Raw genomic sequence first — 18,429 nt, 5'->3', positions numbered from 1 at the left:
CATAACGCACCTGAGCCTGTTTGTAGGTGAGCTCGCCTTTTTCAATCTGCTCGACCAGTGCCAGTTTAAAAGTCAGCTAGTAATCGCGCTGTGTCCGTTTCACCCCTTGTCCCATCGGGTTCTCCATTTATTGGGGGGAAAGGTGTAAACCATATTCAGGACGGGACAACAGCCACAAAAAAGCCCACCGCTCAGCGGTGGGCTTGATGCCGAATGATGACTCAGTTGTCCTGATCCGGCTCCGCCAGCCAGATCTGCTGATCCGGATCGGTCTCTTCACTGACCGAAATGCTGACACCCATATCGAGCAACTCGTGCAGGGTGAGATTGTCAGCCAGGTTCATGACTTCGCCGTTTTCATTGGTAAAGCGCATTTGCTCCGTCCTCTCCTTGGTGGGATCGCCTTTCAGTCTAGTCAACAACGCTCACTTGCGATAACCAGCAACTGGATAAACAGTCGCCCCCATCCAGCTCGCTCAGGCGATCACTCACCTCCTCCGGAAACAGGGTGCGCGCCCAGAGCCGACGTGACAGAGAGGCCACGCTCTCGTCAGCGCCCGCCGCCAGCCAGCGGGCCAGCTCCCCCGCTACATCGGGGTAACAGACTGCCCCCGGCGAGGCGCTGTCGAGCCAGGTACGCACCAGATTGGCATCGAGCACATCCATCAGGGTCGCCAGCCCCATCATCTCGAGCGTCTTGCCGTTGGTCAGCTGCTCGAACTGGCCGCCGAGGGGCTTGACCAGCAACTTCTTGCCGAGGGTGAGCGCCTCGGAAGCCAGCTCGAAACCCGCGTTGGAGATGACGCCGCGACAACCGGCCAGCACTGCGATAAATCCGTGCCGCGACGGCGGCTCGAAGCGCAGGTTGCGCCACTGGCTAGGGGTACGAATGGCGGGGTGAAAGCAGACGAAGCGCTGCTGGCCAAAGCGCGACAACAGGGCAGCGATCGCCTCGGTCTGCTCGAACGGCAGATAGACCAGGATCTCGCCATTATCCGGCGCGGCGGCGATGGGGTCGATCACCGGTGGCAGCAAGGGGTGACCAAAGTGAAACCAGTGCAGCCCGAGCGGCTGATCCACAGGAGCAAAGTGGCGCATCAGCTGACGGCTGACCCCATCCTCCCCCCAGCGCGGGATGGGCCAGTTGAAGCTGGCCTGATGACTGACGGTGAGGCTCGGCTTGCTATAGCGGCGGGCGGCATGGGCGGTCAACGGCTCAAAATCGCTCACCACCAGATCGTATGCGCTGCAATCGAGAGACCGCAGATCCCGCCAGAAGGTGAGCGGCGAGGCGGCTTGCAGGGTGCGCCACGGAGAAACGCGCCCCTCGTGACTGACAAAAGTGAGGCCGGGAAAGGCGCGGTAGGCGCCAAACTCTTCCATGTCGAAGTAGCGGTCGGCGGGGCGGCCGCTAAAGAGATAATCCACCTCGACCCCTGCCGTGCGCAGCGCCCGGGCCAGAGTGCGACTGCGACTGATATGACCGTTGCCGGTGCCTTGCACCCCAAACAGTATCCTCATGAGTGGCTCCAGCCGAGCGCCAGCACGGCGCAACCGCCCCCCAGCAGGGCACCGGCTACCAAATCACTCAGATAGTGTACCCCGAGCAGTAGCCGGGATGCTCCCACCAGCGCCGCCCAGCCAAACAGCAGGGGCGCCCAGAGCGGAAAGCCGGTGGCCAGTATGGTGGCCATCAGAAAAGCGGCGGCGGTGTGGCCGGAGGGGAGGCTGTAGCGATCGGAGGGGGTGATAAAGACTGGCAAGCCGACCGGCCGTTGCCGTTTCAGGCTGTTTTTTAGCAGCAGATAGAGGGGCAGTTCGATGGCGAAGGCAAGCAGCGCCAGTCGCACCAATTCCCGCTCTGCTTCCCCCTGCCACCAGAGCAGGGCGGCCAGCACGGCGTAAAGCGGGCCATCACCGGTACGGGAAATGAGACGACTCACCCTCGCCTGCTGCCGGTTGTAGCCGTGAAGCAGGCAGACACGGCACACCTGCAGGTCCCATTGCTGGATCTTGTTCATATCCCCTCCTTCCCTGAATTCTGCTTGCAGAGTAAGAAAGCGGGATGACGTTACGTTGAACAAGGGATAACAGATTTATGAAAAAAGGGCCGAATGGCCCTTTTTAATCTCGATGTTTCGGCAAAATCAGTGGCTGCCGCGCAGACCGGTCTCCATCAGACGGCAGTTGTGGTCAGCCAGACGGGCCATGAAGTGCTCATCCACTTTCAGGCCAAACACCTGCTCGTAGAGATCTTTCATCACGAACGGCTGCCACATCATGCTGAGGAAGGAGATCTTCAGCATGTCGGGATCCAGGTTGTCACCCAGCTCACCGTTGGACTTCATGGTTTCCAGCAGGGCATCGAACTGCGGCAGCTGACGTTCCAGCAGGCGGTTCAGCACAAAATCCCGGCCCGGGCTCTTCTCGGTCGACAATGCGCTGGAGATGGCAGAGGTCAGCTCGCTGTTGGGCGCCATCACCTGATAGTAGGTATTGAGCAGCTCGTTGAGGCTGTGATTGCTGTGTTCATCTTGCCAGGCATGGTCGAGGGGCTCGGCGACATCGCCCAGCACCGCCTTGTAAAGACCCTCTTTACTGCCGAAGTAGTAGTGGATCATTGCCAGATTGGAGCCAGCAAGCTCCGCGATTTCGCGTGTAGTTACCTTGCTATAGGGAGTATTGAGAAAACGCTCACGGGCGGCAGCAAGTAACTTGTCACGAATGTCAGAACGTCCGACCGGACGACCAGGTCTACGTTTTTCCATTTAACACCTCAGATAATTCAGCCAATGCTGATAAGTCGATCTGGTTGTGCAGAGAATAGAGCACAGCAGGAATGACCAGATAATCGGTCATGGGCCGAATATGGGACAAGGAAATTTGCAATCCTTTACAATCCGATTAAATACGTCAGCAGATTGCCCCTGACCTTCCGTGTTGACACAGCATAAAAATCTCGATATTGGTAAAAGCGTTATCGACTGGAAGGAATAACAACGTCATGCGTATCGCCACCCCGCTACTACTAATCTCCCTAATCGCGTTAACTCGCGCGGGATCCTTGTAGCCGGGCTAAGGCATAGCCGGAATTTACAAAAACCCGTGCACCCTGCACGGGTTTTTTTATGCCGCCGCAGGATGCACGTTACCGAACTTAGGAAGAGGGAAGTCACATGTCAGATCGGGTCATCATATTCGACACCACCTTGCGTGATGGTGAGCAGGCCCTGGCGGCCAGTTTGACAGTCAAGGAGAAGCTGCAGATAGCCCAGGCGCTGGAGCGGCTCGGTGTCGACGTCATGGAGGTGGGCTTCCCGGTCTCTTCTCCCGGCGATTTTCAATCGGTGCAGACCATCGCCCGCCACATCAAGAACAGCCGAGTCTGCGCCCTCGCCCGCGCCCTGCCAAAAGATATCGATGCCGCCGGTGAAGCCTTGCGGGTCGCCGAGGCGTTTCGCATCCACACCTTTATCTCCACCTCCTCCATCCATGTGGAGAGCAAGCTGAAAAAGAGCTTCGAGGATGTGCTGGAGATGGGGGTCGGCGCCATCAAGCACGCCCTGCGCTACACCGATGATGTGGAGTTCTCCTGCGAGGATGCGGGCCGCACGCCGATTGATAATCTCTGCCGCATGGTGGAGGCCGCCATCAAGGCGGGGGCCCGTACCATCAATATCCCGGATACCGTCGGCTACACGGTGCCGACCGAGTTCTCCGGCATCATCCACACCCTGTTCAACCGGGTCCCCAACATCGACAAGGCGATCATCTCGGTCCACTGCCACGATGATCTGGGGCTCTCGGTGGCCAACTCCATCGGCGCGGTGCAGATGGGGGCCCGCCAGATCGAGTGCACCATCAACGGCATCGGCGAACGGGCGGGCAACTGCTCGCTGGAAGAGGTGGCGATGATCCTCAAAACCCGCGCCGACCTGCTCGGGGTGCAAACCAATATCCGCCACAACGAAATTCATCGCACCAGCACGCTGGTCAGCCAGCTCTGCAACATGCCGGTGCAACCCAACAAGGCGATCGTCGGTGCCAATGCTTTCTCCCACAGCTCCGGCATCCATCAGGATGGGGTGCTCAAGGCGAAAAATACCTACGAAATCATCACTCCCGAGAGCATTGGCCTGACCCAGAACAACCTCAACATGACCTCCCGCTCCGGCCGCCACGTCATCAAGCACCGGATGGAGTCCATGGGTTATGCCGAGAGCAGCTACGACCTCGACCACCTCTACGGCAAATTCCTGACCCTGGCCGACAAGAAGGGTCAGGTGTTCGACTACGACCTCGAAGCGCTGGCCTTCTTCAGCCAGATCCACGAAGAGCCGGAGCACTTCAAACTGGAGTACCTCGGGGTGCAGAGCGGCAGCTCGGTACTGGCCACCGCCTCGGTCAAATTGAAGGTAGGACAGGATCTGATCTGCGAAGCGGCTACCGGCAACGGCCCGGTGGATGCGGTCTACCAGTGCATCAACCGCATCACCGGCTATGAGATCCGCATCGACAAATACGCCCTCAAGAGCAAGGGCGAAGGGGAAGATGCCCTCGGTCAGGTCGATATCGTCGCCGAGTACAAAGGGCGCAAATTCCACGGCATGGGACTGGCCACCGACATCATCGAATCCTCGGCCCACGCCCTGCTCCATGTGATCAACAGCATCTGGCGCGCCGATCAGGTCGCCGAACAGATGGAACGCAATAACAGCATCAAATCAGAAACCGTCTGAGCAGGACTCGCTGCCACACAGACGGCATGGAATGACAACATCAAGACGGGGAACGTCTGAACCGGCAACCGCGCGCAGCGTCGGGGAAACCGGACAGAGGGATCTCAAAGACAATATCAGGATGGAGAGTGTATGAGCAGTTATCGGATCGCAGTATTGCCGGGTGACGGCATTGGCCCGGAAGTGATGGCCGAAGCCGTCAAGGTGCTGGAGAAGGTGCAGGCCAGGTTCGGCCTCGCCTTCGAGTATGATAACCATGACGTGGGCGGCATCGCCATCGACAACCACGGTACCCCGCTGCCGCAAAGCACGATCAAAGGCTGCGAAGCGGCCGATGCCGTGCTGTTTGGCTCGGTGGGCGGCCCGAAATGGGAGCATCTGCCGCCCAACGATCAGCCTGAGCGTGGTGCCCTGCTGCCCCTGCGTGCCCACTTCAAACTGTTCTGCAACCTGCGCCCGGCCCGCATCTACACCGGTCTGGAACAGTTCTCCCCGCTGCGTGCCGACATCTCCGATCGCGGCTTCGACATCGCCTGCGTGCGCGAGCTGACCGGCGGCATCTACTTCGGCCAGCCCAAGGGGCGTGAGGGAGAGGGGGCGAACGAGAAGGCATTCGACACCGAGGTGTACCATCGCTTCGAGATTGAGCGCATCGCCAAGATTGCCTTTGAGTCGGCTCGCGTGCGCCGTGGCAAGGTCACCTCCATCGACAAGGCCAACGTACTCGCCTCTTCCATTCTGTGGCGCGAGGTGGTGACGCAAGTCGCCAAGTCCTATCCGGACGTAACCCTCAACCATATGTACATCGATAACGCCACCATGCAGCTCATCAAGGATCCGTCCCAGTTCGATGTGCTGCTCTGCTCCAACCTGTTCGGTGACATCCTCTCCGACGAGTGCGCCATGATCACCGGCTCCATGGGGCTGCTCCCCTCCGCCAGCCTCAACGAATCGGGTTTCGGCCTGTTCGAACCGGCCGGTGGTTCGGCCCCCGATATCGCTGGCAAAGGGATTGCCAACCCCATCGCCCAGATCCTCTCCGCCGCCCTGATGCTGCGCTACAGCTTAGGGATGGAGGCTGCCGCACAGGCCATCGAGCAGGCCGTGGCCCAGACCCTGGCCGAGGGTTACTTCACCGCCGACCTGCATCAGGCCAGCGCCCGCCATCCGGTGCAGAGCACGTCCGAGATGGGTAGCCAGATCGCCGCCCGGATCTGAGCCGCATAACAGAGAACAAGGAAGAGAGAAGCAATGGCCAAGACCCTCTATCAGAAAGTATTCGACGCCCACGTGGTACGGGAAGTGGAAGGGGAGACCCCCCTCATCTACATCGACCGCCATCTGGTGCATGAAGTGACCAGCCCGCAGGCATTCGACGGCCTGCGCGCCATGAATCGCCAGCTGCGCCGCCCGGACCTGACCTGGGCTACCATGGATCACAACGTCTCCACCACTACCAAGGACATCGCGGCCTCCGGCGAGATGGCTCGCATCCAGATGGAGACGCTGGCGGACAACTGCAAGGAGTTCGGGGTTCGCCTCTACGATCTCAACCACAAATATCAGGGGATCGTCCATGTGATGGGCCCCGAGCTCGGCATTACCCTGCCCGGTACCACCATCGTCTGCGGCGACTCCCACACCGCCACCCATGGTGCCTTCGGCTCGCTGGCGTTCGGCATCGGCACTTCCGAAGTGGAGCATGTGATGGCCACCCAGACCCTGAAACAGGGCCGCGCCAAGACCATGCGCATTTCGGTCAACGGCAAGCTGGCCGAGGGCATCAGCGCCAAGGACGTGGTACTGGCCATTATCGGCAAGGTCGGCCATGCCGGTGGTACCGGCTACGTGGTGGAATTCGCTGGCGATGCCATTGCGAACCTCTCCATGGAAGGGAGGATGACGGTGTGCAACATGGCCATCGAGCTGGGCGCCAAGGCGGGCATGATCGCCCCCGACCAGACCACCATCGACTACATTCGCGGCAAGGAATTCGCCCCCAAGGGCGAGGTGCTGGAGCAGGCCATCGCCTACTGGCAGAGCCTCAAGAGCGATGAAGGTGCCCGTTTCGATGCCGAAGTGATGCTCGATGCCGCCGATATCGCCCCACAGGTCACCTGGGGCACCAACCCGGGGCAGGTGATTGCCGTTAATGAACCCATTCCGGCGCCGGAATCCTTCAGCGATCTGATGGAGCAGCAGTCAGCCCGCAAGGCGCTCGCCTACATGGACTTGCAACCGGGTCAGAAGCTCTCCGACGTTGCCATCGACAAAGTATTTATCGGGTCGTGCACCAACAGCCGCATCGAGGATCTGCGCGCCGCCGCCGCCATCGCTCGCGGTCGCAAGGTAGCCGCTGGCGTGCAGGCGCTGGTGGTGCCGGGTTCCGAGCAGGTGAAGGCGCAGGCCGAAGCCGAGGGGCTGGACAAGATCTTCATCGAGGCCGGTTTTGAGTGGCGCCTGCCGGGGTGCTCCATGTGTCTGGCCATGAACAACGACCGGCTGCAACCGGGAGAGCGCTGCGCCTCCACCAGCAACCGCAACTTCGAAGGGCGTCAGGGCCGCGCCGGCCGCACCCATCTGGTCAGCCCGGCCATGGCCGCCGCCGCCGCCGTCACCGGCCGCTTCGCCGACATTCGCGCACTGTAAGAGGAAAGAGCGATGACAGGATTCAAACAGCATAAAGGGATCGTCGTCCCCCTCGACAGCGCCAACGTCGACACCGACGCCATCATTCCCAAACAGTTTTTGCAAAAAGTAAACCGCATCGGTTTTGGCAAGCACCTGTTCCACGACTGGCGCTTTCTGGACGATGCCGGCCAGCAGCCCAACCCCGAGTTCGTGCTCAACCAACCGCAATTCGCCGGTGCCAGCATCCTGTTGGCCCGCGAGAACTTCGGCTGCGGCTCGAGCCGCGAGCACGCCCCCTGGGCGCTGGCCGACTACGGCTTCAAGACCATCATAGCGCCGAGCTTTGCCGACATCTTCTACGGCAACGCCATCAACAATGGCATGGTGCCGGTGCGCCTGAAGGAGGAGGAGGTTGACGCCCTGTTCCAGCTGGTTGCCGCCCAGCCAGGCATCCAGATCGAAGTGGATCTGGAAGCGAATCAGGTATGTGCAGGTAGCCTCTGCTTCGGTTTCGAGATCGATGAATTCCGCCGTTACTGTCTGCTCAACGGCTTGGATGCCATCGGTCTGACCCTGCAGCACGAGGCCGCCATCAGCGCCTTTGAGGCGAAGCAGCCGAGCTGGATTTAACGCGCCAGTTGCAAAAAAATGAGTAGAATCAACAGGGAGCTTCGGCTCCCTGTTTTACTGTCCGCTACGCTTCCCACTTTAGGCCACCGGAACTGGCCCGTGCCACAGGAAAGGATGATGAAGAGACCGACGGCAATTCCTCTGCTCTGTGCCCTGCTGCTTGCCCTGCCTGCGGGGGCCAATCAAACCAGCTTCAACAACAGCCTCGGCCAGATCAGCGTCGGCTGGCAGGATAGCGAAGGCAAACCCCAACAACTCACCTACCGGCTCGAACAGGGCAAGTTGCCGCCTCTCATCGCCTATCGCCCGGCGAGAATGCAGGAGGAGGTCCTGCAGGTGTTGCTGCGGGAGGTGCGCCAGAACTACCCCGAGGTGCAGTTCACCCTCGCCCGTCCCTCGCTGGAGCTGCATCTGAAAAGCCGCAATCAGGACAAGGCGCGCGAGGCGATGGCCTTTCTGCAGTCCAAGCGGAGCAAAGAGGAGCAGGCGTGGCTGACCAAACACTACTTCCAGTACTTCAACACCCCAGACGGGCAGCTGGCGGTGAAGCAGGATCATGTGCGCATCGCGCTGGAGAGCCGCAGCGGGCTGGCTCCGCTGGCGGATCAACTCAAACAACAGGGCAGTACCGAAACAGAAGCACGCCAGAAAACCGTGGCCCATATGCTCACCTTTATCCAGAGCATCCCCTATCAGCAGCTCGACAGCCTGAATGGAAGACAGGGCAAGGGCTTTCTCCCGCCCCGTCAGGTGCTGGAGCAGAACCGGGGGGATTGCGACAGCAAGGTAACCCTGATGGCCGCCATGCTGGCCCAGCTCTTTCCCGAGCTGAAACAAGCCATGGTGTTCGTCCCCGGCCATGCCCTGCTGGCCGTTGACCTGCCCGCCAAGCCGGGGGATGTGACCCTCAACTGGCAGGGGCAGAGCTACCTGCTGCTCGAACCTACCGGTCCAGCCACCTTGCCTGCGGGCCAAATAGCATCGACCAGCAAAACGCTGGTCGATAGCAAGCAGTTGAGTGTGCAGCCGGTTCAGGAAAAAGGCTAATCCCCTCCCTCTGCCGATGGGGAGAGAGGATTAACCCTGAGGCAGAAACTCTACCGCCAGCAGCAACCCGCTCTCCTCCTCCAGCACCCGGATAATACGGGCATGGGCTTCAAAGGGAGGCAACAGATTGTTGTTGGTGGCAAGACTGATCCGGATGGGCTGATTGATGTCGAGCTGGTGTTCAGAGACCGCAATTCCCATGCCGTTGGCACTGAGATCCCGGCAGATCCCCTCCAGCACCAGCTGCTGCTGATAGACGGTGACCGGAGCATTGATGACCATGCGCGCAAAGGCACGCCTTTCCTTGGTATTGGTAAGCACGCGAACATCCTCTGTTGGGTGGGCGTCATCTCATGGGTATTGCACAATTGTGCTGGTCTACCCAAAAGAACGTTAATACAATGCGGTTCGTTTCTCAAACGGGGTGCGGTTTACCGCTGAGATTATACCCGTGTACCTGATCCAGATAATGCTGGCGGAGGAATTTGAGGCATGGCGCTCATTTTTTGCGCCCTCACCCGCTGGCACCTCGTTATTAACAAGTAATAGGGAATGCCACCCATGAAGACCCTGCTGCTGGTCACCACCGGCCTGCTGTCGGCCAATGTGTTCGCCGCCGACACTCTCACCGTCTACACCTACAGCTCCTTCACTGCCGAGTGGGGTCCGGGGCCCAAGATCAAACAGGCCTTCGAGAAAGCGTGCGACTGCACCCTCAATCTGGTTCCCCTCGAAGATGGGGTCGCCATCCTCAATCGGCTGCGACTGGAGGGCAACCACAGCAAGGCCGATCTGGTGCTGGGGCTCGACGATGCCCTCATCAGCGAAGCCAAGCAGAGCGGTCTGTTCGCCCCCCATCCCGCCAAGCTGGATGGCATCAAGGTGCCGGGTGGCTGGCAGGATGACACCTTCGTCCCCTACGACTACGGCTACTTCGCCTTCGTCTATGACAAAGACAAACTCAAGCAGCCGCCCAAGAGCCTGAAAGAGCTGGTGGAGCGTCCCGACCTCAAGGTGATCTATCAGGATCCCCGCACCTCCACCCCGGGGCAGGGGCTGATGCTGTGGATGAAGTCTGTCTACGGCGACAAGGCGCCTGCCGCTTGGGGCGAGCTTGCCAAAAAGACGGTCACCGTCACCAAGGGGTGGTCCGAGGCTTATGGCATGTTCCTCGATGGCGAAGCGGACATGGTGCTCTCCTACACAACCTCCCCCGCTTACCACCTGATTGCCGAGAACAAGCCTCAGTATCAGGCAGCGGCGTTTGAAGAGGGGCACTACCGTCAGGTGGAAGTGGCCGCCAAGCTGAAAAGTGCCAAACAGGAGAAGCTGGCTGATCAGTTCCTGCAGTTTATGGTGAGCCCCGCCTTCCAGAACGAGATCCCGACCGGCAACTGGATGTATCCGGTTATCGACACGCCGCTACCCAAGGGTTTCGAGCAGATGATCACCGTAGCCAAGCCGCTCGCCTTCAGTGCCGATGAGGTGGCTGCCAATCGCAAAGGGTGGATCCGCGAATGGCTGCAAGCCGTCGCCCAGTGAGTCAGCTCGCGCTGAAGCGACAGGATCGCCCCCTCTGGTGGCTGCCGGGCAGTGCAGCCACCCTGCTGATCCTGCTGTTGTCCCTCGGGCCGCTGGCGGCCCTGCTGTGGCAGGCCGGTTCACTGGCGCCGCGCACTTTGCTGGCAGACCCCTATCTGCGCCATGTGCTGGGCTTCAGCCTCTGGCAGGCGCTGCTCTCCACCCTGCTGAGCCTGGGGCTCGCCATTCCGGTGGCCCGCGCGCTGGCTCGGCGCCGTTTCATTGGCCGAACCCTGCTGATCAAGCTGTTCGGTCTCTCGCTGGTACTGCCGGTCATCATCGCCATCTTCGGCATCGTGGCGGTTCATGGCAAACAGGGGTGGCTGCCGCAACTGCTGCGCAGCTTGGGACTGGATCCCGGCAACTATCTCTACGGCCTGTTCGGTATCCTGCTGGCCCATGTCTTCTTCAACATGCCGCTGGCGGCACGTCTCATCCTGCAGAGCATCGAGAGTATCCCCGAATCTAGCTGGCGCCTCGCCAGCCAGCTTGGCATGCGCTCATCCCATATCTTCCGGCTGCTGGAGTGGCCGCTCATTCGCGGTATATTGCCGGGGCTTGCCAGCCTCATCTTTATGCTCTGCTTCACCAGCTTCACCACAGTGCTGGCGCTGGGAGGCGGGCCGAAATCCACCACGCTGGAAGTGGCCGTCTATCAGGCGCTGCGCTTTGACTTCGATCTCGCCACCGCTGGCGGATTGGCGCTGGTGCAGCTCATCCTGACCGCCACCCTGCTGCTCCTGCAGCACAAGCTGCAGACTACGCCGGCCAGTCGGGTGACTCCCCGTCGTCCCTGCCTGCGGCCGGATCGCCATCAGCCGGGCACGGCCGTGGTGGATCTCTTCTCGCTCTGTATCGGCCTCGCCATCTTTCTGCCGCCGCTGCTGGCCATCGTCGTCGCCGGCCTCCACCCCGGCCTGCTGATGGCACTCACTTCCGCCAAGCTGTGGCAGGCGAGCGGCCAGTCGCTGTTGATTGCATTGGCAGCCGGTGCCTTGGCCACCCTGCTCGGTGGCGCACTGCTGCTCACCAGCCGTCATCTGCGGGTACGGGTTCGCAAGCGACGGGCTGCCGCCCTGTGGGAAGCCAGCGGCTCGGTGATCCTGATGATCCCGGCAGTGGTGCTCTCTACCGGCCTGTTCATCCTGTTTATGCCCTTTGCCGACGTGTTCGCCCTCGGCCCCTGGCTGGTGGTGCTGGTCAACGCCCTGATGGCGCTACCCTATGTGCTTCGCACCCTCTCCGCCCCCATGCAGCTGGTGGTGCGCCAGTATGACCGGCTGGCGGACAGCCTGGGGGTACGTGGCCTGCATCGCCTGCGGCTGGTGGAGTGGCCGCTGCTGCGCCGTCCGCTGGCACTGGCGATGGCGCTGTCGATGATCCTCTCGCTGGGGGATCTTGGTGCCATCGCCATGTTTGGCAGCCAGGAGCTCACCACCCTGCCCTGGCTGCTCTACCAGCAGCTCGGCAGTTACCGGCTGACCGAAGCGGCCGCCACCGCCCTGCTGCTGCTGACACTCTGTTTCTCCCTGTTCTGGCTGGTGGAACGGGGACTTGGAGGAAAACATGCTGAACATTGATACGCTGGTGACCAGCTACCCCGACTGGCGCGTCAGCTTCAGCGCGAAGCTGCCCAAAGGGGAGATCACCGCGCTGATTGGCCCAAGCGGCGCAGGCAAATCGACCCTGCTCGGGATGATCGCCGGATTCGTGCCGGTGGAGTCGGGCAGCCTCAGCTTCGATGGCGAAGATCTGTTGCCGCTGGGCCCGGCCGAGCGGCCAGTCACCACCCTGTTTCAGGATCACAACCTGTTCCTGCACCTGTCGGTGTTCGACAATATCGCCATCGGCTTGCACCCGGGTCTGCGCCTGAGTGCCGCCCAGCGGGCACAGGTGATCGATGCAGCCGAGCGGGTTGGTCTTGGCGAGATGCTAAACCGTCTGCCGGAGCAGCTCTCCGGCGGCCAGCAGCAGCGGGTCGCGCTGGCTCGCGCGCTGGTGCGCGGCAAACCGCTGCTGCTGCTGGATGAGCCCTTCTCTGCCCTCGATCCCGCCCTGCGCCGGGAGATGCTGGCGGAAGTGGCGAGGCTAGCCTGCGAGCAAGGCATTACCGTACTGATGGTCTCCCACAATCCTGAAGATGCCCAGCTGATTGCCGATCAGGTGCTGTTTGTCGACGAGGGGCGCATCGCCCTGCAAGGCAAGCCGGATATTCTGCAAAATAGCGACCACCCGGGGCTGCTGCGCTACCTTGGACAGTGACCCAAGGACACTGAACTGGTGACGGGATCAAAAAAGGGAAGCCAAGTGGCTTCCCTTTTTCATATGAAGATAGTCAGCTAAATCAGAGGTTTTCCTCGGCAAAGGATGCCAATCTGCTACGCACCACGCCATTGAGGAAGATGTTGGCACTGCCGTCAAAATCCTTGAAACGCTCGACGATGTAGGTGAGACCCGAGGTCACCGGGCTCAGATAGTTGGAGTCGATCTGGGCCAGGTTACCGGAGCAGACGATCTTGGTGCCTTCGCCGCAGCGGGTGATGATGGTCTTGATCTGGGATGCGGTCAGGTTCTGGCATTCATCCAGCAATACGAAGGTGTTCTGGATGCTGCGCCCGCGCATGAAGTTGACCGATTTGAACTGGATATTGGCCTTCTCCATGATGTAGCTGAGCGAGCCGCTCATGTTCTCGTCCTGCTTGTGCAGCACCTCCAGGGTGTCGGTCACCGCCGCCAACCAGGGCATCATCTTCTCCTCTTCGGTGCCGGGCAGGAAGCCGATGCTTTCGGCAATTTCCGGGGTATTACGGGTGACGATCACCTTCTCGTAAATGCCCTTCTCAATCACCAGCTCCAGCGCAGCAGCCATGGCCAGCAAGGTTTTGCCGCAACCCGCCGGGCCGGTCAGGATCACCAGATCGATGTGCGGATCGAGCAGTGCATCCAGCGCCATCCCCTGATAGACATTCTTGGGATGGACACCCCACGCCTTGCGGGACATCAGCCGCTCGCGGCCCAGATCCTTGATGCGGATCTTGCTGCCATCGTGGCTGAGCACCCGGGCGGCGAAGAAATTCTCTTCATCCACCAGATACTGGTTTACGTGAACCCCTTCCAGCAGATTGGCATCGATCACATGGATGGTGTCGCGGCCGTGGGTCTCGCTCTCGCACTCGCCAACCCGCTCCCAGAAGCTGCCGGGCACCACCTGAAAACCCTTGGCCAGCAGGCGGATATCGTCGATCAGCTGGTCGCTGCGGTAATCTTCAACGTGAGCAAGCCCGGCCCCCTTGGCCTTGAGGCGCATGTTGATGTCTTTGGTGACCAGCACCACCTGACGCTTCAACTCGTGCTTTTGCAGATAGAGGGCCGCGTTGATGATGCGGTTGTCGGCCTCCTTGTCGGTAAACACCTCGGCATCCTGCGGCAGATGGTGATCGCTGAAGATGCAGATATGGCCGCTCGCCTCGCCGGCCAGCGGCACGCCCTGGGTGATCTGATCCGGGGTTGCATCGCGGAACACATCTTCCAGCGCACGAATGGCCACCCGCGCATCGCGGCTGACATCCTTGTGGCGATCCTTGATGTTATCGAGCTCTTCCAGCACCGTCATGGGGATGAGCACGTCGTGCTCTTTGAAGGAGTAGATAGCGAGGGGTTCGTGAAGCAGAACGTTGGTATCCAGGATAAACAGCTTTCGGTCCGTATTGTCCATAAGCATCCTCCTTGGCACTGAAGGGCCACGTGTGTGAATCTCGGATGTCATTGAAACCACACGGCCGTGACAGTTTTATTACCCTCAACGCTACGCCCGATTTTACTATCGCGCAACAAATCACTTGGCCGCCTGATTTGATTGCGCATAAAAACAGCAATACAAAGACCGGCACTGTGGCCGGTCTTTTTTCTATCGTTCAACTACTTGGGCATGTTTGTCAGCCGCACTTGGAGTCGCCACAGTTGAGGCAGGTCATGCAGCCATCCTTCAGCACCAGCGCCTTGGTGTGGCACTTGTAGCAGAGCGCGGCATTGGCCGGGAAACCACTGCCAGTCTGTTGCTCTTCAGCCTCCTGAGCCGCCTTCAACTCGGCCTGCTTCTCGGCCAGAAACGCCTGCTGATGCTCGTCCAACCCCGGCGCCTTGAGCATGCCTATCTCGGTGAGATGGCTCTCGATCACGTTGCCAATTTCGGCGATCAGCGATGGAACGTACTTGCCCTTGTTCCAGTATCCGCCCTTGGGATCAAACACCGAGCGCAGCTCCTCCACCAGGAAGGTGACATCCCCACCCTTGCGGAATACCGCCGAGATGATGCGGGTTAGCGCCACGATCCACTGATAGTGCTCCAGGCTCTTTGAGTTGATGAAAATCTCGAACGGACGGCGAGTTTCGTGAACCGTGCCCTCGTTGAGAATGATGTCGTTGATGGTGATGAACAGTGAGTGCTCGGAGACATGCTCCGGCGTCTTCAACTTGTAGGTGGTGCCCATCAGCCGCTCCGGGCGCAGCACGGTTTCGTGCATATGCACCACGTCATCCTGCACAGAGAGATCTTCTTGCGGCTCATCCTTGGTACGCACCTTGTAGGCGACGATTTTCTTGTCGATCTTCTTGACCATAATGTCGTTCTCAGAATTTACCGTAATAGCCTTCTTTCAAGGCGTCGTAGAGGTTGGCGGCCGTATGCAGCTCGCCATCGTATTCGATCTCTTCGTTCCCCTTGACGGAGATGACGGAGCCATCCTCCAGGGTGAAATCGTACAGGGTGTTCTCCAGATCCTTCTCCTTCACCAGCACGCCCTGGAAGGCCTCCGGATTGAAGCGGAAGGTGGTGCAGCCCTTGAGGCCAGAATCCGAGGCATACATGTAGATGTCCTTGAACTGCTCGAACGGGAAATCGGTTGGCACGTTGGCAGTCTTGGAGATGGAGGAGTCGATCCAGCGCTGGGCCGCAGCCTGAATGTCCACATGCTGCGCCGGGGTGATGTCATCAGCAGTAATGAAGTAGTCCGGCAGACGGCTCGCCTCATCATCGGCATAGGGCATGGCGGACGGATTAACCAGCTCACGATAGGCCAGCAGCTCGAAGGAGTAGACATCCACGCTCTCCTTGCTCTTCTTGCCCGGCTTGATGACGTTGCGGCTGTAGTGGTGGGCAAAGCTCGGCTCGATACCGTTGCTGGCGTTGTTGGCCAGTGACAGCGAGATGGTGCCGGTCGGCGCAATACTGCTGTGGTGAGTGAAACGCCCACCCACTTCGGCCAGCTCGGCGACCAGCGCAGGATCCACTTCGGCAACCTGCTGCATGTAGCGGCTGTAGCGCGCATGCAGCACCTTGCCCTTCACCTTGTCGCCCACCTTGATGCCATCAGCCGCCATTTCCGGGCGCAGACGCAGCATCTTGCCGGTCACTTCGAACTCCTGCTCCATGATGGGGGCTGGGCCCTTCTCCTTGGCAAGACGCAAGGACTCCTGCCAGCCGGTCATCGCCAGCTCCTGGGATACCTGCTCGGTAAAGGCTACGGATGCCGCAGAGCCGTACTTGATCTGCAGCATGGTGAGGGTCGAACCAAGACCCAGGAAACCCATGCCATGCCGACGCTTGGCTGTGATCTCCTCGCGCTGTTTGGCCAGTGGCAGTTGGTTGATCTCCACCACGTTGTCGAGCATGCGAGTAAAGATGGCTACCACCTTGCGAAACGCCTGCCAATCGAATGCCGCGTTTTCAGTAAAAGGGTCGCGCACAAACTTGGTCAGATTGACCGAGCCCAGCAGACAGGCACCGTAGGGCGGCAACGGCTGCTCACCACAGGGGTTGGTCGCGCGGATCTCTTCACAGAACCAGTTGTTGTTCATCTGGTTGACCTTGTCGATCAGGATGAAGCCGGGCTCTGCATAGTCATAGGTGGAGGTCATGATGACATTCCACAGCTTGCGGGCGGGCATGGTCTTGTAGACCTTGCAGGCGACCTGCCCCAACTCGTTGAATACAACCCCTTCCTTGTTGGGCCAGTCGGCCCAGAGCACCTGAGCGAGATCGTCCAGCGCAATGCCATCCTGCTCCACCTCTTTGGCGGTATAGGGGAAGATCAGCGACCAGGGGGCATCCTCTTTCACCGCCTTGACGAAATCTTCGGTGATGAGCAGGGAGAGGTTGAACTGACGCAGGCGGCCATCTTCACGCTTGGCCTGTATAAACTCGATCACATCGGGATGGCGGATATCCATGGTGCCCATCTGGGCGCCGCGACGGCCACCGGCTGACGAGACGGTGAAACACATCTTGTCATAGATATCCATGAAGGAGAGCGGGCCGGAGGTGTAAGCACCGGCACCGGAGACAAAGGCACCCCGCGGGCGCAGGGTCGAGAAGTCATAGCCGATACCGCACCCGGCTTTCAGGGTCAGACCGGCCTCGTGCACCTTGCCAAGGATATCGTCCATCGAATCTTCGATGGTACCGGAAACAGTACAGTTGATGGTTGAAGTGGCAGGCTTGTGCTCAAACGCCCCCGCATTGGAGGTGATGCGGCCCGCCGGAATAGCACCATTGCGCAGCGCCCACAGGAACGGCTCATACCAGGCCTCCGGTTCCAGCTCCTGCTCTGCCAACGCACGGGCTACCCGCTGGTAAGTCTCATCGATAGAGCTGTCGATGGGAGTGCCATCCTTGCTCTTGAGGCGATACTTGCTATCCCAGATCTCGAGGGACGTTTCCTGCATGGGGATAAGGCGGGAGCCAAGCTCACTCTCCAGCACCGGGTTCGATTTAGCCATTTTCAATCAACCTTATGTGAATGCATTAACATCATGACAACAGCAGAAAACACAACTAATGGTGCCATCTAAAATTAATGGCACAACATATAGTACACCTGATGCCATGAGGGCGCCGATTCTAACCTAAAAAAATGCCCCGGCCAGCAGATTTCTGGGCCAGGGCACTTAACTGATTAATTTGCTGAGAGATTTAACACTCAGAGATAGATCAGGGCTTCTTGACGTAAACGGTCGGTGTTTCACCCGCCATATTCAGATAGAACTCGTAGACGCCATCAGCATCTGGTGAGAACTTCATGTCCTCATACTTGGAGCATGGGTTGACCGGCACCGCCTCACCACCCAACACGGCAACACCATCACTCGGGCTCTTATAGCCAAAGTTGGTACCGCAGCTCCAGCCTGAATCAGCAAACTTGAACTTGTAGGGGGCCCACTCTTTCTTGAGGGTGCCTTTGGCCATATAGAGCTTGTCGGCCACCTTGACTACCTTGCTTTCATCAGTGGCCATCCAGTCGTTCATCTCCCCGCGCAGGTAGATGGACTTGCCACCGAAATCGCCGTTGTCTGCCCCAGCCTGCTCTGCACCACCATTGGATGCGCAACCGCCTAATACCAGGGTTCCCGCCGCCAGCATCATCGTTACTGTTCTTTTGAACATGGGTCTATTCCTTAAATTATTGTGATTCCTTGGTCCATCCATGTGGACTGAAGAATTAAACCAGAGTAGGTATCACAAGAAAGGTAGAGGCATCACATTCTGTACTTTTTGTATCCAACACCTTGAACTGGTGAGCAAATATCGAACAGAAAAAGAGGTCTTTTTGGGGCTTTAGAAGGGTAATCAATGAATGACAAGAAGGGGAAAGTCTAATAATCCGGTGACGTGCTGAATTGCAGGCAATAAAAACCCCGCTCGATGAGCGGGGTTTCTTGTATTGGGCGCCTGGCAGTGTCCTACTCTCGCATGGCGAATGCCACACTACCATCGGCGCTACCGCGTTTCACTTCTGAGTTCGGC

17 protein-coding genes and 1 riboswitch are annotated in these 18,429 nt (G+C 59.4%); of the genes, 8 read left to right on the top strand and 9 right to left on the bottom strand.

Going from position 1 to position 18,429, the window contains the following annotated elements:
* Positions 1–221: 221 nt before the first annotated feature.
* From G5182_RS19790 to G5182_RS19775, 4 genes are all read right to left on the bottom strand, one after another.
* The gene (locus G5182_RS19790; protein WP_005341188.1) at positions 222–374 is read right to left on the bottom strand and encodes a hypothetical protein; all 153 of its coding nucleotides are present in this window, start codon (positions 372–374) and stop codon (positions 222–224) included.
* Between the two features lie 37 nt (positions 375–411).
* Positions 412–1,521 carry an MJ1255/VC2487 family glycosyltransferase gene (locus G5182_RS19785; protein ID WP_227341949.1) on the bottom strand — a complete coding sequence of 370 codons (1,110 nt, stop codon included), beginning with the start codon at positions 1,519–1,521 and terminating at the stop codon, positions 412–414.
* Positions 1,518–2,021 (bottom strand): phosphatase PAP2 family protein, encoded by a 504-nt coding sequence (locus G5182_RS19780; RefSeq protein ID WP_005339149.1) that lies wholly within the window; start codon positions 2,019–2,021, stop codon positions 1,518–1,520. Before G5182_RS19780 ends, G5182_RS19785 begins: the two co-directional genes overlap by 4 nt.
* A gap of 126 nt (positions 2,022–2,147) precedes the next feature.
* Positions 2,148–2,768, bottom strand: a complete 621-nt coding sequence (locus tag G5182_RS19775; RefSeq protein ID WP_005349170.1) for a TetR/AcrR family transcriptional regulator — start codon at positions 2,766–2,768, stop codon at positions 2,148–2,150.
* A 408-nt stretch (positions 2,769–3,176) separates the two neighbouring features.
* On the opposite strand from G5182_RS19775, the gene leuA reads away from it, so the two are divergent.
* The 5 genes from leuA to G5182_RS19750 all read left to right on the top strand — a co-directional run bounded on the left by leuA (position 3,177) and on the right by G5182_RS19750 (position 9,047).
* Complete coding sequence (gene leuA, locus G5182_RS19770; RefSeq protein ID WP_005341192.1) at positions 3,177–4,739, top strand: 2-isopropylmalate synthase; 1,563 nt, start codon at positions 3,177–3,179, stop codon at positions 4,737–4,739.
* A 132-nt stretch (positions 4,740–4,871) separates the two neighbouring features.
* Positions 4,872–5,957, top strand: coding sequence for a 3-isopropylmalate dehydrogenase (gene leuB / locus G5182_RS19765; RefSeq protein WP_201938441.1), 1,086 nt, complete (start codon positions 4,872–4,874; stop codon positions 5,955–5,957).
* 33 nt (positions 5,958–5,990) lie between these two features.
* Complete coding sequence (gene leuC / locus G5182_RS19760) at positions 5,991–7,388, top strand: 3-isopropylmalate dehydratase large subunit (protein WP_227341948.1); 1,398 nt, start codon at positions 5,991–5,993, stop codon at positions 7,386–7,388.
* A 12-nt stretch (positions 7,389–7,400) separates the two neighbouring features.
* Positions 7,401–8,000: a 3-isopropylmalate dehydratase small subunit gene (gene leuD / locus G5182_RS19755; RefSeq protein WP_201988170.1), complete on the top strand. Its 600-nt coding sequence runs from the start codon at positions 7,401–7,403 to the stop codon at positions 7,998–8,000.
* A gap of 117 nt (positions 8,001–8,117) precedes the next feature.
* Entirely contained in the window at positions 8,118–9,047 is a 930-nt protein-coding gene (locus G5182_RS19750; protein ID WP_151286326.1) for a transglutaminase domain-containing protein, read from the top strand.
* Positions 9,048–9,077: 30 nt separating this feature from the next.
* Here G5182_RS19750 and G5182_RS19745 read toward each other — a convergent pair whose 3' ends face one another.
* On the bottom strand, positions 9,078–9,368 hold the full coding sequence (locus G5182_RS19745) for a PilZ domain-containing protein (RefSeq protein ID WP_005339160.1): 291 nt from the start codon (positions 9,366–9,368) through the stop codon (positions 9,078–9,080).
* 89 nt (positions 9,369–9,457) lie between these two features.
* Positions 9,458–9,548, top strand: a riboswitch (TPP riboswitch).
* A gap of 60 nt (positions 9,549–9,608) precedes the next feature.
* Between G5182_RS19745 and thiB the strand changes: the two genes are divergently transcribed.
* From thiB to thiQ, 3 genes are read left to right on the top strand one after another with little or no spacing between them, the layout of a single operon-like run.
* Positions 9,609–10,589, top strand: coding sequence for a thiamine ABC transporter substrate binding subunit (thiB, locus tag G5182_RS19740; RefSeq protein ID WP_227341947.1), 981 nt, complete (start codon positions 9,609–9,611; stop codon positions 10,587–10,589).
* Positions 10,565–12,208, top strand: a complete 1,644-nt coding sequence (gene thiP, locus G5182_RS19735) for a thiamine/thiamine pyrophosphate ABC transporter permease (protein WP_408082984.1) — start codon at positions 10,565–10,567, stop codon at positions 12,206–12,208. The genes thiB and thiP overlap by 25 nt, the downstream gene beginning before the upstream one ends.
* Complete coding sequence (gene thiQ, locus G5182_RS19730) at positions 12,195–12,890, top strand: thiamine ABC transporter ATP-binding protein (protein ID WP_227341946.1); 696 nt, start codon at positions 12,195–12,197, stop codon at positions 12,888–12,890. The genes thiP and thiQ overlap by 14 nt, the downstream gene beginning before the upstream one ends.
* 82 nt (positions 12,891–12,972) lie before the next feature.
* On the opposite strand, the gene G5182_RS19725 is transcribed toward thiQ, so the two are convergent.
* From G5182_RS19725 to G5182_RS19710, 4 genes are all read right to left on the bottom strand, one after another.
* Positions 12,973–14,343, bottom strand: a complete 1,371-nt coding sequence (locus G5182_RS19725) for a PhoH family protein (RefSeq protein WP_227341945.1) — start codon at positions 14,341–14,343, stop codon at positions 12,973–12,975.
* A 220-nt stretch (positions 14,344–14,563) separates the two neighbouring features.
* Positions 14,564–15,247 (bottom strand): NrdJb, encoded by a 684-nt coding sequence (locus G5182_RS19720; RefSeq protein ID WP_227341944.1) that lies wholly within the window; start codon positions 15,245–15,247, stop codon positions 14,564–14,566.
* Positions 15,248–15,257: 10 nt separating this feature from the next.
* A complete protein-coding gene (locus tag G5182_RS19715; RefSeq protein WP_227341943.1) occupies positions 15,258–17,405 on the bottom strand; it encodes an adenosylcobalamin-dependent ribonucleoside-diphosphate reductase in 2,148 nt (715 codons plus the stop codon).
* Positions 17,406–17,616: 211 nt separating this feature from the next.
* Positions 17,617–18,069, bottom strand: a complete 453-nt coding sequence (locus G5182_RS19710; protein WP_031227982.1) for a pullulanase — start codon at positions 18,067–18,069, stop codon at positions 17,617–17,619.
* Between the last annotated feature and the right edge of the window lie 360 nt (positions 18,070–18,429).

The organism is Aeromonas sp. 600948, from assembly GCF_049174875.1.
GTDB lineage: Bacteria > Pseudomonadota > Gammaproteobacteria > Enterobacterales > Aeromonadaceae > Aeromonas > Aeromonas veronii_A.
The sequence above is the reverse complement of the archived record's forward strand: the minus strand, read 5'-3'. Positions and strand labels throughout refer to the sequence as shown.